A 14197-nucleotide genomic window follows, 5' to 3' on the forward strand; every position below is an offset into this window, starting at 1 on the left:
AGGGCCGCGTGCGCAAGATCGACCGCCACAAGCGGATGGCCTACCTCCGCTTCGACGAAGGGGGCGAGGGCGACTGCGTGCTGCAGGCCGCCCTGAACGTCCCGGTGAAGAACTAGCACGACCCCGGTTTCCCGCTGGGAGCCCAAGGCGCAAGGCGTTGGGCTCCCAGCGGGAAACCGCAGCGAACATATCCTGAGCAAGCGCAGGCGGTGCCATCGGCGGGCCAAGCGGAACCAGGGGAATGAATACTCTCGATGCCGCGGGCCGTAGGCCCGAATGGTGAAGCTATGTCCGCCTGAGCGAGGAGGCCCTCCATGTGGTATGTGATTCAGGTTCTTTCCGGGCAGGAGGACAAGGCGTGCGAGCTCATCAACCTGCATGCGGCGGGGCAGCGCTCGAAGGACGGCAGACCCGTTCTCAAAGAGTGCTTCGTGCCGCGCTACCAGGTGGAGCGCAAGTTCCACGGCCAGTACCGCACCCTCACGCGCAACCTGTTCCCCGGCTATGTGATAGCCGTCACCAATCGTGTGGACGAGCTGAACGACCGTCTGGTCAGGATCCCAACGTTCACCCGCATGCTCGGCAGCGAGAAATCATTCATCCCCCTCGATCGGTCCGAGAAGGCGTTCATCAACGCCTTCACCACCGAGAAGCACCGCACCATCAGCCTGTCGAAGGCCGTGTACGAAGGTGACAAGGTGGTGGTAACCGAAGGCCCCATGATCAACCGCGAAGGCTGGATCACCGAGGTCAACCGCCGCAAAGGAACCGCCCGCATCGAAGTGGACATGTTCGGAAGAACCATCAACGTAGAGATAGGACTAGCGATTGTCGGCCGCCGGCCTAAAAAGAAATAGCATTTCCCTGTTGCATTGCGGCAGGGATTCGTCGTTGCTCCCCCTGTCGAGCTAGACGAAGTAGCCGTGCTTTGCATGCACGAAACAGTCCGCCAAGCAAAGGCGGCCGCGTGACCATCGAAGAAAGTGCGATGGCGGTCGACGGGGAAGGAGCCCTCGAGGCGTCCGACGTGCGTTCCTCGCGCCGGAGCTCGTGGTCGAGGCCGAGGGGCCCGTGCTAGCCGCCCCGCGCGAGGAGGGCCGGCTCGCGTACCGCTTCCTGAAGCGGGCGTTCGATATCGCGTTCTCCCTCTGCGTGATAATCGTGCTGCTGGTCCCGTCGCTTCTGCTGTGTCTGGCCATTCGCATCGAGAGCCCCGGCAACCCCATCTACTCCCAGAAGCGCGTGGGCCGCATCGGCAAAAGCGGCGAGGTGGAGATGTTCGACATGTACAAGTTCAGGAGCATGCACAAGGACGCCGACGAGCGCCTGGCCGACCTCGAGGACCTGAACGAGGCCGACGGCCCGCTGTTCAAGATCAAGGACGACCCCCGCGTGACGCGCATAGGCAGGTTCATCCGCAGGCACTCCATCGACGAGCTCCCGCAGTTCCTGAACTGCCTGCTCGGGCAGCTCTCCTGCGTGGGCCCGCGCCCGCCTTTGCCCTCCGAGGTGGCCCAGTACGACGAGCGTGCCACGCGCCGCCTGTCCGTCAAGCCCGGCCTCACAGGCTACTGGCAGGTGAGCGGCCGCAGCGACACGACCTTCGACGATATGGTCGATCTCGACCTCAAGTACATCGAGGAGTGCGACGTTGCGACCGACCTCAAGGTGATCGCCCGCACCGTGGTTGTGATGTTCACTGGCAAGGGGGCGTGCTAGATGCCCTCCATGAAAGCTCGCTACGAGGCGCCGGAGCGCTACCCGATCCTCAACGCGTTCGTGAACGCGCTCTCCCTCGAGGAGACCGTCTCGGAGGTGGAGAAGATCGTCGCCGCAGGGGTCCCCACCCAGCACGTTGTGCTGAACGCCTCCAAAATCAACCTCATGCGCGAGGATCCGAGGCTAGCCGAGATCGTGAACGCCTGCCCCCTCGTCAACGCCGACGGAGCCTCCATCGTGTGGGCTGCGCGGCAGCTGAATGTCCCTTTGAAGGAGCGCGTCGCGGGGATAGACCTGTTCCTGCGCCTCGTCGAGGTTGCGGCTGAGAAGGGCTACGGAATCTATCTCTTGGGGGCGAAGGAGGAGTCGGTGCTCGGCGTGCGGGACGAGCTCAAGAGGAGGTATCCGGGGCTCGGCATCGCGGGCTACCGCAACGGCTACTTCGACGAACCGGACGTGCCCGGCATCGTTGCCGACATTGCGGCTTCGGGAGCGGACATGCTTTTCCTGGGCTTTTCGTCTCCGAAGAAGGAGTACTGGGCGCACGAGCACCTTGAGGCGCTGGGCGTCCCCTTTGTCATGGGCGTTGGCGGGAGCTTCGACGTCGTGGCTGGGGTGACCTCCCGCGCCCCGAAGTGGATGCAGGATCGCGGCCTTGAATGGCTCTACCGCTTCGTCCAGGAGCCCGGCCGCCTTTGGCGCAGGTACGTCGTGGGGAACGTCTCGTTCGTCCGATACGTATGCAAATGCAAGAATAAAAGCAAGAAGGAAGTTGTGCAGTGATCAACGTAATTGGCCTCGGCTATATAGGACTCCCCACGGCGCTCATGTTCGCGGCGCACGGGGTGGAGGTCGTCGGCACGGACTGCGACGCGGAGCTCGTGGCCACCTTGAACGCCGGGAGGACCACGTTCAAGGAGGAGGGGCTCGACGAGCTCTTCGGGCGGGCCGTCGCGGCCGGCGCCAGGTTCTCGACCGAGTACCAGGAGTGCGGCACCTACATCGTGAGCGTGCCCACCCCCTACGACAAGGCCACCAAGAGGATAGACCCCTCCTACGTCGTCGATGCGGTGGGGTCGGTCCTGGACGTGGCCCCGGAGGGCGCGGTCGTGGTGATCGAGTCGACGGTCTCTCCCGGCGCGATCGACCGCTACGTGCGCCCGGCGCTCGCGGGGCGCGGCCGAGGGGACGTCAAGCTCGCCCACGCCCCCGAGCGCATCATCCCAGGGGACATGGTGGGGGAGCTCCTGCGCAACAACCGCACCGTCGGCGCCGACGACCCGGAGACGGGCGAGCTCGTGAAGTCGCTCTACGCCTCGTTCTGCCGGGGCGAGATCGCCGTCACCGACATCCGCACCGCCGAGATGACCAAGGTCGTGGAGAACACCTTCCGCGACGTCAACATCGCCTTCGCCAACGAGCTCGCCAAGATCTGCCGCTCCGACGGCATGGACGTGCGCGAGATCATCCGCATCGCCAACAAGCACCCGAGGGTGGGCATCCTCTCGCCGGGGCCGGGGGTCGGCGGCCACTGCATCAGCGTGGATCCCTGGTTCCTCGTGGGCGACTATCCCGAGCTCGCCCGGCTCATCAGGAACGCCCGCGAGACGAACGACTCCATGCCCGAGTTCGTGCTCGCCCGCGCGAGCGAGGTCATGCGTGAGAGCGGGATAACGGATTCCTCGAAGGTCGGCATCTACGGACTCGCCTACAAGGAGGACGTCGACGACGTGCGCGAGTCCCCGACCCTGCAGATGCTCGAGAGCATGGGCAGACACCTCGCGGGCTCGCCTTGCAAGGTGTACGACCCCTGGGTCGAGCGCGACGTCGTCCCCAACCAGGTCCACTCCATGGAGGAGTTCCTCGAGGGCCTTGAGATGGTGGTCGTGATGGTGGGGCACTCCGAGGTCAAGGGCCGGCCCGAGGCGTTCGGCGACCGCGTCCTGCTCGACACGCGCGACGTGATGGGCTCCGGCGAGAACGTGCACAAGCTTTGACCGTTCCAAAAAGGTTCGCCTACTCCTTGAAAAGAGAATGTTAATCATGAAGAAGGTCATGCTCGTCTTTGGCACGCGACCGGAGGCCATCAAGATGTGTCCGCTCGTCAACGAGCTCAAGTCGCGTTCCGACGATTTCGAGGCCGTCGTGTGCGTCACCGGCCAGCACCGCGAGATGCTCGACCAGGTGCTCGACGCATTCGGCGTGGTTCCTGACCACGACCTCCACGTCATGAGGCCCGGCCAGACGCTCTTCGATGTCACCTGCGACGTGCTGCTCAAGATGAGGGCGGTTCTGGAGTCGGAGGAGCCCGACGCGGTGCTCGTTCACGGCGACACCACCACGTCCTTCGCGGCGGCGATCGCGTGCTTCTACCTGAGGATACCCGTGGGGCACGTCGAGGCGGGCCTTCGCACCCGGGACCTCTACAGCCCCTGGCCTGAGGAGTTCAACCGCCAGGCGGTCGACGTGGTGTCCCGCTGGTACTTCGCGCCCACGGAGGCCTCGCGGCGCAACCTCCTCGAGGAGGGCAAGCCCGCCGACCGCATCTGGGTTACGGGCAACACCGGCATCGACGCCCTGCGAACCACAGTGAGGGAGGGTTACTCCCATTCGGTTCTCGACTGGGCCGCAGGGTCTCGCCTCGTGCTCATCACGGCGCATCGCCGCGAGAACCTGGGTGCGCCCATGCGCTCCATGTTCCGCGCCATCCGGCGCGTGATGGAGGAGCGTCCCGACGTCAAGGCGGTCTATCCCGTTCATATGAACCCTCTTGTGCACGAGGCCGCCCACGCGGAGCTCGACGGCTTCGACCGCCTGCGGATGATCGAGCCCTTGGAGGTTCTCGATTTCCACAACCTGCTCGCGCGCTGCCATCTCGTCCTGACCGACTCGGGCGGCATCCAGGAGGAGGCCCCCTCGCTCGGCAAGCCCGTGCTCGTCATGCGCGATACCACCGAGCGTCCCGAGGGCGTGGAGGCTGGGACTTTGAAGCTTGTAGGTACCCAAGAAGACGCAATTTGCCGCGAATTCGATCGCCTGCTTTCCGACGAGAGGGTTTATTTGGCCATGAGCCATGCGTCTAACCCATACGGAGATGGTCATGCCAGCGCGCGGATAGCGGACGTGCTCGAAGGAAGGCGCGTATGAGGCTCAAGAAACGCTTCATGCTATCCTTGAAGAACAGCCTCAGGTTCCTTCCCGACAGGCAGTACATCAAGATTTACTACTGTGCAAAGTTCGGCGGCTTTCCGAACATCGACGAGCCGTCGACGTTCAATGAGAAACTGCAGTGGATGAAGCTCAACTGTCACGATCCTCGCATGGTTTCTCTTGTGGACAAGTGCAAAGTGCGTGACTTCGTCGAAAAGCGGATCGGTTCGCAGTATTTGGTACCGCTTATTGGCGTCTATAATACTGTTGAAGAATTCCTCGGTGCCGACTTGCCTAATGAATTTGTCGTCAAGTGCACACACGATTCCCAGAGCGCTCACATCTGCATAGACAAAGCGACCTTCGATTTCGGGGCGGCGGCTCGTGGATTAGAGACGGCGCTCAAGCGCAATTGGTACTGGCAAGGACGCGAATGGGCGTACAAGGGCGTGAAGCCTCGCATCATTGTCGAGGAGTATCTGAGAGATCGAGAACGAGCAACGCCTAATGATTATAAGTTTTATTGCTTTGATGGTGTCTGTAAGATGATCCAGTGCGACGCCGATCGTTTTGAAAACCACAAAGAGCAGTTCTTTTCACCTGCTTGGGAGTCTTACGGCGATTGGCATGTCAGCCATGTGCCAGAAGGCGAGCTGCTTGCTAAGCCGGACGGTTTTGAAGAAATGCTGACGCTGTCGCAAAGTTTATCCGAAAGCTTCCCTCACGTTCGTGTCGATTGGTACTGCATTGAAGGAAAGCCTTTCTTTGGTGAACTCACTTTTTACACAGGCGGGGGGTTTGATCCTTTCCATAGCAAGGAAGATAAGCTTCGCGATCCATTAGATAGATATCTTGGCGATTGCTTGGTACTGCCAGAACAAGCGCGGACTCTTTATGTATAAAATTTTAATGATAGGCCCAGATAGCTCCCGCGCGTCCGGCGGAATGGCGTCGGTTATTCGGTCATTGAGTAAAAGCGAAACCTTAGCTTCCCGCTTCACAATTTTAGAGTTTCCCTCTTGCAAGGACGGAAGTCTTGCATCTCGGCTTTTCTTCACTGGGGTGCAGTATATGCGCTTTATCATTAAGCCTTTGAAGGCTGACATATGTCATATACATATTGCATCATATTCGAGTACCTGGAGAAAACTTTTGTATGGGAAAGCCGCGAAACTCAAGGGGTCTCGAGTTGTTTATCATGTACATGGTGCCGAATACAAAAAGTTTTTTGCGTCATTAAGCGAACGGGGGCAGAAACGCCTTCGGCATAGTTTTTCGCAAGCAGACGCAGTGATAGTTCTTTCAAATTCATGGAAATGTTTTTTTGAAAACACTCTCGATCTGAAAAACGTTGTTGTAATAAATAACTCGATAGACTGCGCGAAATCGAACTTTAAGCACGGATTTCCGGCAAGCATCGCTTTTGTAGGACGCCTTGGCGTTCGCAAAGGCGCGTACGACTTAATTAAGGCATTGGGCATGCTACAGAGTAAGGGGATGAGGTTCTTCTGCACGTTTGCGGGTGATGGAGAAATTGAAAAGCTGCAAGAAGCGGCCAAGATTGCTGGTGTTTCGCAAAGTACGCAATTCACTGGATGGCTTGGCGAGGAAAAGGTCCAGGACATCCTCTCGTCATCCTCCATCATGGTTCTGCCCTCGTACGATGAAGGCTTTCCCGTCTCGATCATTGAGGCGATGGCTGCTGGCAATGCCGTGGTCAGTACCTGTGTTGGGGGTATACCCGAAGAAGTATGCCGTGCGGGTAGTGTGCTGATCGGGCCAGGTGATGTAAGCGCCTTGGCTTGTGCCCTCGAGGAACTGCTTGTTGATCAAGATCGAGCTTATCAGATGGCGGATGCAAACCAAGAGTATGTTTTAGGCAAACTTGACAACAAGGTTGTCCATACGCAGTTAGCCAATTTGTATTTGAGATTGCTGGATGACGATGCTGAGCAGAATACCTAACAAGTTTAAACATGACATGACTTGCATTGAGCTTTTAGCTCTGATTGCCTTTAACTTACTGCTATTCCAGCCGATCATCGAGATAATTCTGCCTCCTTTTTCTTATTATGATGAGATTTTGGCGGTATCCTCGCTCCTTTCTCTGTTCTTTTCCATGGCGATGCGCAAATCTCGTTTTACGAGGGAAATGAAGATCGCGCTGTGCCTGTTATTTGCGATCGTCGTTATTGGGCTTTTTGGAAACTTTCTTTCTGGCATAGTTTCCGATACTTTTTTTATTCTGGTCGATATATTAGCTTGCTCAAAGTTCTTTATCATTTACTTTGCCCTGAAATCTATTCTCGGAAACACTTCTTATTTCGTTAGCTATATGGCCAGAGAGAGCAAGGTCCTTTTAGTATTGATGCTTGCATGCTTGGTGATTAATCAATTCGTAGACATTGGAATGACATATGAGATGCGCTACGGCTTGAAGGCTTTCCAATTTGTATTTATTCATCCTACTCATATGGTCACCCTCTCTCTTGCTTGTATGGCGTTTATTTATTCGGATGCCAGTAACGGGTGGAAAAAATATATCGGTATCGCTTTGGTTCTGATGGCGATGTCTCTACGAAGCAGGTGGGTAGCGCTTGCATTGGTGATCGTTCTGATTATTATATTTGTAAAAAAGGGGTCTACGCGCGCTCCCTTTGTCGTAATTGGCGTAGGATCGGTTTCTGCTTTCCTCGTCGGGCAAGCGCAGATGTCCGTGTATTACGGTAGCGCTTCCGAGTCTGCGCGAGGTCACCTGATGACAACTGCTCTTTCAGTGTTTCAAAACTTTTTCCCTTTGGGTGCTGGTTTCGCTTCTTTCGGGTCGGGAGTCACGAAGACAATTTATTCCCCACTTTACTACCAATACGGCTTGCAAAACGTCTACGGATTGGCTCCAAATAATCCTAGCTACTTAACAGATACATTTTGGCCTGTCGTGTTGGCTCAGTTTGGCTTTTTAGGACTGATCATTTGGCTTCTTCTGCTAATCATGCTCGTAGTCGACTTTTATCGTTTAGGGATTGCCTCGGGGATGCTGGTCCTATCGCTTACGATGATCGCGGCGATTCTCATTTCGACTACTGCTTCTGGGTCGATTTTTTCGATGCAGATGATCACATTGCTCGTTGCTTTTATGACCGCTATGAAAGCCAATATAGATAGAGAGGCTTGTGAACGTGCCTAAGCTTGGACTTTGCGCATGCTATAGCAACCATAATTTCGGGAGTATGCTCCAGGCTCTTGCCACATGCAAAGCCATTGATGCTCTGGAAGTTGAGTACGAGCTCATCAGGTACAAAAAGAAAATTTCCCCCCTAAGAGTTGTCCAGATCGCTCGTAAGGTTATTACTGCAGATGCTTGGCTGGGCTTAACCGCAGAACTTAAGTGGAGAGCGTATTTAAGCAAACATAGCGCTCAGAAGGCGAAACAAGAACTGAGATCCGAATCCTTTGGAGAATACTGTGATCGTAGATTCACCAAACTAAGCCCCGTATACGAAGGGTACTCTGCCTTGCAAGATGGCTCAAAGAAGTATGATGCAGTCTTGGTTGGCAGCGATCAACTGTGGTTGCCTTCTGGGTATAGCTCTGGTTTTTACACTCTTGAATTCGCTTCTGAGGGGGTCAGGCGAATCTCATATGCGACCAGCTTCGGCATTTCCTCAATGCCGAAGTCTTCTGCCGCTAGGGCCGCGCGATTCATATCCAAAATCGATTATTTGAGTGTTCGGGAAAAAAGTGGGATTGAAATAGTGGCCAGCGTTACGGGCGGCGATGTCAAGCCAAAACTGGTTGTTGATCCCACTTTGCTGTTTGATCAGGCTGGATGGCTCAATATCGTTCCCGAAAAAAGGATCGTCGAAGGGGATTATATCCTGTGCTATTTCTTGGGCATCAATCCTGAGTCAAGGCGTATGGCTGCTGAGCTCAAAAAGAGGACGGGACTTCCGGTGGTGATGCTGAAAGATTGGCGTTATCATCTTGACGAAGACGATCTTATCAATGACTTTGATTTTTACTCGGCCAATCCTGACGATTTTATAAATCTGATACGGCATGCGAATTATGTTCTGACGGACTCTTTTCATGGAACAGTGTTTTCGCTTATTCATCATAAAAAGTTTGCGACCTTCTATCGTGATATCGATGGGGGTAATAGCAGAAACACACGAATAGACAGTCTGTTCTCTCAGCTAGATCTCCGCTGCTGCTTGATGGATCATGCGGATCCGGGGCGTCTTGAAAGCTTGGTGGTTGATTTTGCAACCGTTGATGAGAGTCTAGACAATTGGCGTTGCGATTCTTGGAATTTTTTGAAAGAAGCTGTCGATGGTCTGTAGGTCGAACGTTTCCATTATGGATGAATCAAGTTGCTCGGGGTGCGGGTTGTGCTCGTTCGTCTGTCCGATGCGCTGCGTTGAAATGAAAGAAAACGAAAGAGGCTTTATTCTTCCGGCTGTTGGAAATAATTGCATAGCTTGCGGCAAGTGTTTGGCTGATTGTCCATCAATCAACCCTCCGGTTTCAGATTATCTCGATATTGGGCTTGTTGCACAATCGGGCGTCAGTGAAAACTTGGTCGCATCAACCGGGGGCGGAATGCATCTCCATCTCGCGAATTCGATGATGGCGCTCGGTGGTGTTTCGTACGGCGCTGCTTTTTCTGACGAATGGGTTGTTGAACATATCGAGTGCCATACTGCTGAGGAAGTGATGAGGTGTCGTGGATCTAAGTATGTTCAAAGCAGCTTGACGAACAAGGTGTTCGCCAGTATTAAGAAAAACTTGGAACAAAATATCCCCGTTCTCTTCACCGGCTTGCCGTGCCAGACGGCCGCAGTAAAAACTGCCTTCGGCGACAATGCGAGCCTTTTTCTTGTTGACTTGGTTTGCCACGGGGTCGCTTCGCCTATGGCCTGGCGGCAATATTTGTCAGATATGCAATTTGGGCGAATCGAGTCAATAAGATTTCGCAACAAGACTTACGGGTACCATATGAGCACAATGAGAGTTGTCTATGAGAGCGGAGTTTATAGCAAAAGCGGAAGAATCGACCCGTATTTGCGAGCTTTCTTTTCTGGCATCGCTCACAGGAAATCTTGCAACGAATGTAAGTTCAAGGGAAGGCGACGCTATTCCGACATAACGCTCTTTGATTGCGGGCGGTATTGTGAGCTGACTGGAGACAACGATGATGATCTTGGCCATACAAGTGTTTTAGTTAATACGAAGAAGGGCGAGAAGCTGTTACTTGAGCTTGGAAAAGAAGAGGTCGTTTTTTCGGCAATTGATAGAGGGATGGGCGAGCAGTTAAATGGCAAGATGATAGAGGGCTGCACCCCGAAGCATCCGCGATCGGATTCCTTTTACTCTCAAATTCTTTCAAACTCTTTTTCTTCGGTGGTTCAGAGCTATCTGCCTATTAAGCTTTCGGACTATTGCATCGAAGCCGTCAAGGGGTTGGCATGCAAAACGGGCATCCTCACGTTTCTTCGAAAAGCAAAAGAAAGAAAACTGCTTGTCACCAAGCATTAAAAAGAACTTTGCCTTCAGCCTAGCGTATGAAGTGCTTGCTTTTGCAATTCCTCTAATCACGGCACCCTATCTTTCCCGTATTCTGGGTCCAGACGGAATTGGGGCCTATTCATATTCTTATAATGTCGCATATTACTTTGGAATGTTTGCGACGCTGGGAATGCTGCGCTATGGGACCAGGAGTATTGCCTCAGTCAGGGATCTGCAGGCTACGAAAGATCAGTTGTTTTGGGAGCTTTTTTTTACCCAGCTTCTTACGGCTGGGTTTGCACTCGCCTTGTATTTGGTCTATCTTTTCCTATTTGGTGATTCGCTTAGTGCAATATGGATACTTTACATTTTGTCAACCGCTTTGGATGTAACTTGGCTATTCAGGGGCGAAGAGGATTTCAAGATTACAGTTGTTCGCAATTCAGTAATAAAGTGCTTAACCGCTTTCTGCATCTTTGTATTCATTAAAGGTCGTGACGATGTTTGGTTATATGTTGCGATAATGTCGCTCGGATACTTTATTTCTCAGGTGTTGCTGTGGCCCTATGTGAAGAAGCATATCGCAAGTTTCCACATCCCAAAGTTTTGTAAGCTGATACGGCATTTAAAACCAAGTGTGATTTTGTTCGTTCCCCTGATTGCTACAAGCGTATATAGGGTGTTGGACAAGATTCTCATCGGCTTGCTTTCAAGCAGCGCCCAACTCGGTTTTTTCGATTGCGCGGACAAAATCATCATGGTTCCTCTAGGCGTGATTTCCGCGCTTGGGGCGGTGGTACTTCCGAGGATGTCGTATTTAATATCGACGGGCGAAGAACGAAAGGGGGTCAAGTTCATCCGTTCGACTATGTCCTTTTCGATGATTATCGCGATTTGTCTCATGTTCGGCCTGATTGCTACAGGCGATCTATTTGCAGTGGTCTATTTTGGCGACAATTATACAGAGACGGGATATCTGCTCGTTGTTATGAGCGTGACTGTGCCGATGATTGCTTGGGCCTCAGTGATCAGGGAACAATACTTAATTCCGAAAAGATTAGACAAACAGTATATTTCCTCGGTTGCGGTGGGCGCGGTCTTCAACATCATGCTAAATCTATGGGCGATTCCGAGGTGGAATGCGCGGGGCGCTGCATTGGTGACTATAGCAACAGAATTGCTCGTTTGCGTAATGCTTACTGCTTCAGCTAGAAAGTATTTGGATATAAAACAATATGTTTCCGATTCTCTCCCGTACCTTGGGATTGGGGTTTTGATGTGCATCTCGGTGAAGGTCTTAGCTCGGGTTCTGTCGATTGGCAAGGTGAGTCCCCCGCTTCTTTTAGTTCTTGAAATCATCTTTGGGCTGATAGTTTTTGGAGCGCTCCTCGCTGTATTAGCGAGGCATAGCACGAGCCATAGAGCGATTATAGGATCACTAATAAAAAAGTAGGCTTGCATGTTCTCAGTTTCTGCCCTCGTGCGTCTTTATCGGTATCCCATTATTGGGCATCTTGCTCAACGAATGGTATTGCGAAGAGGCGCCGATATTCCGCGCAGCGTTAAAATCGGCCATAGGGTTTCGTTCCCGCACAACGCTTTGGGGACCGTTTTGCATCCAGGCACAACCCTCGAAGACTACGTCAAGGTCTATCAAAACGTGACTATTGGTAGAGGGAATATATGGCTCGACTATCATGCTGAATCGCGCTTGCGCTTTACGGTTAAAATGGGAGCAATCTTGTGTGCTGGATGCAAGATTATTTGCAGCGAAGATGAACTCGTCGTTGGAAAAAACACGGTGAGTGCCGCAAATGCCGTGCTAACCCGCTCAACAGGGGACAACGAGATATGGGCGGGAATCCCTGCAAGAAAAATTCGTGATCTGGGAGTTGGTTCTGAACAAACTACGATAATCAACTCGCCATCAGGCAAAACTTTTGAAATTGATTGATTCTTTGACAACCAAAACCCCTGTTCAAATCCAAATCTGGCACAACGATTTACGCCTTTGACAAGGCAGTTTTTGCAAGCATTATTTTCAGTGCCTTCGGGGCGCGTCTAGGCCATACGCATCAGCTTCCCTTGGCGCAGAAGCGCAGTTTTGCTCAAGAGCCTCACCTCCTGGTTTGCAAGGATGATTTGCTAGAGTCTTAGATCCTCGAACTTCACCCCGTTGAGCCTTATGCCGCGCTTGATGATGCGCATGTAGCCAAGCGAGAGCAGGCAGCGCCTCCTCATGCGTTTGAAGGTCTTGATCCGTGGCTCATCCGCTTCATCGCCTTGATGGGGCTGTTGAGCCCCCCCCCCGGCGGTGGCGTTGGTTTTGTTGAGCTTATAACCGTTCAGCACACCTTCGCGGTTGCGCTTCAGGGTCTTGGCTGCCGCTTCATCTCGAAGACGCCGCTTCTTTGGGCGAGGCTTATCCAATTGGCGAGCGAGTCGCGCTTGTCTGCGCACCACGGCATGTCCGACCAGCCGCGGAACAGGTGCATGAGCTCATGGGCGTTGAGGTCGGGGTCGGCTTCAAGCAATCAACTCTCACAACCACGCTCCCGGTCTTCATGTAACTATTTCATTTCCCGCCTTGCCAAACGTGCGGTTCTTTCTTACGATGATCCGTAATGATGTCGCGGCGCACTTTTGTGCAGATGCACGAAAGTAGCTTCGCGCCCGGCAGGTTGGACAACACGTCCGGCGCAACAAGCAAGCGAGGGATCGACATGGCCATCAAGACGGGTATCGTGGGTGCGGCGGGGTTTGCGGGCATCGAGCTGGTGCGCCTCGTGCTGCGCCATCCCGACCTCGAGCTCGCGGTTGCCACGTCCAACGAGCTGGCGGGCACGCGCGTCGACGCGGAGTACCCCGGCTTCGCCGGCGCCACCGACCTCGCCTTCGCCACGCACGACGACCCGGCGCTCGCCGCGTGCGAGCTCGTGTTCCTGGCCGTGCCGCACACGGCGGCGCTCGCCATGGCGCCGCGTCTCGTGGCGGGCGGCGCGACGGTCATCGACCTCTCGGCCGACTTCCGCCTCAAGGACCCTGCCGTCTACGAGCAGTGGTACAACACCCCCCACACGGCATGCGACCTGCTGGCCCGCGCGGCGTTCGGCCTGCCCGAGCTCTTTCCCGACGATCTGGCACGCGCAGCCCGCGCTCGCGCCAACGGCGAGCCCGCGCTCGTCGCCTGCGCCGGCTGCTATCCCACAGCAACCTCGCTTGCAGCGGCGCCCGCAATCCGCGTGGGCTTCGCGGCTCCAAGCGGCACCGTTGTCGTCGATGCCATCTCGGGCGTCACGGGCGCGGGCAAGAAGGCCACGGCGCGCACGCATTTCTGCTTCGCGGACGAGAACCTGGAGGCCTATGGCGTGGGCACGCACCGCCACACGCCCGAGATCGAGCAGATCCTCGGTATCGCGGGCCAGGGGCGCCTCGTGTTCACGCCGCACCTCGCCCCGTTGAACCGCGGGCTGCTCTCCACGGCGAACATACCGCTCGCGCCCGACGCGCCCGATGACGCGGCCTTCTACATCGATCAGTACCGCGCCTTCTACCGCGAGAGCCCCTTCGTGCACGTGCTCGACGCCGGCTCCCTGCCGAAGACCTCCTCGGTCGCCGGCACGAACAACGCCCATATCGGCCTTGCCGTGAACGCGCCCGCGCGCATGTTGGTCGCCGTGTGCGCCATCGACAACCTGGGCAAGGGCGCGGCCGCCCAGGCCGTGCAATGCGCGAACATCGTCTGCGGCCTGCCCGAGCGACGAGGCTTCGACGCCGTCGCCGTGCCCGTCTGATCGAAGGAACCCGCTAGCGAACAGCC

General features: G+C 55.0%; 14 protein-coding genes. 13 read left to right on the forward strand and 1 reads right to left on the reverse strand.

What is annotated here, in order from left to right; translation table 11 throughout:
• The first annotated feature begins 314 nt into the window (after nt 1-314).
• The 12 genes from loaP (at nt 315) to C1877_RS15210 (ending at nt 12331) form a co-directional block, all read left to right on the forward strand.
• Entirely contained in the window at nt 315-857 is a 543-nt protein-coding gene (gene loaP, locus C1877_RS14490; RefSeq protein WP_114569479.1) for an antiterminator LoaP, read from the forward strand.
• Between the two features lie 214 nt (nt 858-1071).
• Nucleotides 1072-1719 carry a sugar transferase gene (locus C1877_RS14495; protein ID WP_227156145.1) on the forward strand — a complete coding sequence of 216 codons (648 nt, stop codon included), beginning with the start codon at nt 1072-1074 and terminating at the stop codon, nt 1717-1719.
• Nucleotides 1720-2502 carry a WecB/TagA/CpsF family glycosyltransferase gene (locus C1877_RS14500; RefSeq protein ID WP_202914301.1) on the forward strand — a complete coding sequence of 261 codons (783 nt, stop codon included), beginning with the start codon at nt 1720-1722 and terminating at the stop codon, nt 2500-2502.
• Entirely contained in the window at nt 2499-3716 is a 1218-nt protein-coding gene (locus C1877_RS14505; RefSeq protein WP_041238676.1) for a nucleotide sugar dehydrogenase, read from the forward strand. Before C1877_RS14500 ends, C1877_RS14505 begins: the two co-directional genes overlap by 4 nt.
• Nucleotides 3717-3762: 46 nt before the next feature.
• A complete protein-coding gene (gene wecB / locus C1877_RS14510) occupies nt 3763-4866 on the forward strand; it encodes a non-hydrolyzing UDP-N-acetylglucosamine 2-epimerase (RefSeq protein ID WP_015538633.1) in 1104 nt (367 codons plus the stop codon).
• Nucleotides 4863-5771 (forward strand): ATP-grasp fold amidoligase family protein, encoded by a 909-nt coding sequence (locus C1877_RS14515; RefSeq protein ID WP_015538632.1) that lies wholly within the window; start codon nt 4863-4865, stop codon nt 5769-5771. The genes wecB and C1877_RS14515 overlap by 4 nt, the downstream gene beginning before the upstream one ends.
• The gene (locus tag C1877_RS14520) at nt 5764-6834 is read left to right on the forward strand and encodes a glycosyltransferase family 4 protein (protein WP_083808785.1); all 1071 of its coding nucleotides are present in this window, start codon (nt 5764-5766) and stop codon (nt 6832-6834) included. Before C1877_RS14515 ends, C1877_RS14520 begins: the two co-directional genes overlap by 8 nt.
• Before the next feature lie 16 nt (nt 6835-6850).
• Nucleotides 6851-8056: an O-antigen ligase gene (locus tag C1877_RS14525; protein WP_015538630.1), complete on the forward strand. Its 1206-nt coding sequence runs from the start codon at nt 6851-6853 to the stop codon at nt 8054-8056.
• The gene (locus tag C1877_RS14530; protein WP_147274569.1) at nt 8043-9212 is read left to right on the forward strand and encodes a polysaccharide pyruvyl transferase family protein; all 1170 of its coding nucleotides are present in this window, start codon (nt 8043-8045) and stop codon (nt 9210-9212) included. The genes C1877_RS14525 and C1877_RS14530 overlap by 14 nt, the downstream gene beginning before the upstream one ends.
• Nucleotides 9213-9228: 16 nt before the next feature.
• Nucleotides 9229-10407: a Coenzyme F420 hydrogenase/dehydrogenase, beta subunit C-terminal domain gene (locus C1877_RS14535; protein WP_162457423.1), complete on the forward strand. Its 1179-nt coding sequence runs from the start codon at nt 9229-9231 to the stop codon at nt 10405-10407.
• Complete coding sequence (locus C1877_RS14540; protein ID WP_041238675.1) at nt 10391-11830, forward strand: oligosaccharide flippase family protein; 1440 nt, start codon at nt 10391-10393, stop codon at nt 11828-11830. The genes C1877_RS14535 and C1877_RS14540 overlap by 17 nt, the downstream gene beginning before the upstream one ends.
• 6 nt (nt 11831-11836) lie before the next feature.
• Nucleotides 11837-12331 carry an LbetaH domain-containing protein gene (locus C1877_RS15210; RefSeq protein ID WP_147274570.1) on the forward strand — a complete coding sequence of 165 codons (495 nt, stop codon included), beginning with the start codon at nt 11837-11839 and terminating at the stop codon, nt 12329-12331.
• Between the two features lie 191 nt (nt 12332-12522).
• Here the strand turns inward: C1877_RS15210 and C1877_RS14545 are convergent, their stop codons facing one another.
• Nucleotides 12523-12840 (reverse strand): hypothetical protein, encoded by a 318-nt coding sequence (locus tag C1877_RS14545; RefSeq protein WP_147274571.1) that lies wholly within the window; start codon nt 12838-12840, stop codon nt 12523-12525.
• 260 nt (nt 12841-13100) lie between these two features.
• Here C1877_RS14545 and argC point away from each other — a divergent pair, with 260 nt between their 5' ends.
• A complete protein-coding gene (argC, locus tag C1877_RS14550; protein WP_114569483.1) occupies nt 13101-14171 on the forward strand; it encodes an N-acetyl-gamma-glutamyl-phosphate reductase in 1071 nt (356 codons plus the stop codon).
• The last annotated feature ends 26 nt before the right edge of the window (nt 14172-14197 follow it).

This window comes from Gordonibacter pamelaeae (assembly GCF_003340385.1).
Lineage (GTDB): Bacteria > Actinomycetota > Coriobacteriia > Coriobacteriales > Eggerthellaceae > Gordonibacter > Gordonibacter pamelaeae.

Excerpts from the sequence above, each read along its gene's own strand:
- C1877_RS14515 (WP_015538632.1), top strand. The coding sequence starts at position 4,863 with ATGAGGCTCAAGAAACGCTTCATGCTATCCTTGAAGAACAGCCTCAGG.
- C1877_RS14535 (WP_162457423.1), top strand. The coding sequence starts at position 9,229 with ATGGATGAATCAAGTTGCTCGGGGTGCGGGTTGTGCTCGTTCGTCTGT.
- C1877_RS14500 (WP_202914301.1), top strand. The coding sequence starts at position 1,720 with ATGCCCTCCATGAAAGCTCGCTACGAGGCGCCGGAGCGCTACCCGATC.
- C1877_RS14525 (WP_015538630.1), top strand. The coding sequence starts at position 6,851 with ATGACTTGCATTGAGCTTTTAGCTCTGATTGCCTTTAACTTACTGCTA.
- wecB (WP_015538633.1), top strand. The coding sequence starts at position 3,763 with ATGAAGAAGGTCATGCTCGTCTTTGGCACGCGACCGGAGGCCATCAAG.
- C1877_RS14520 (WP_083808785.1), top strand. The coding sequence starts at position 5,764 with ATGTATAAAATTTTAATGATAGGCCCAGATAGCTCCCGCGCGTCCGGC.
- C1877_RS15210 (WP_147274570.1), top strand. The coding sequence starts at position 11,837 with ATGTTCTCAGTTTCTGCCCTCGTGCGTCTTTATCGGTATCCCATTATT.
- argC (WP_114569483.1), top strand. The coding sequence starts at position 13,101 with ATGGCCATCAAGACGGGTATCGTGGGTGCGGCGGGGTTTGCGGGCATC.
- loaP (WP_114569479.1), top strand. The coding sequence starts at position 315 with ATGTGGTATGTGATTCAGGTTCTTTCCGGGCAGGAGGACAAGGCGTGC.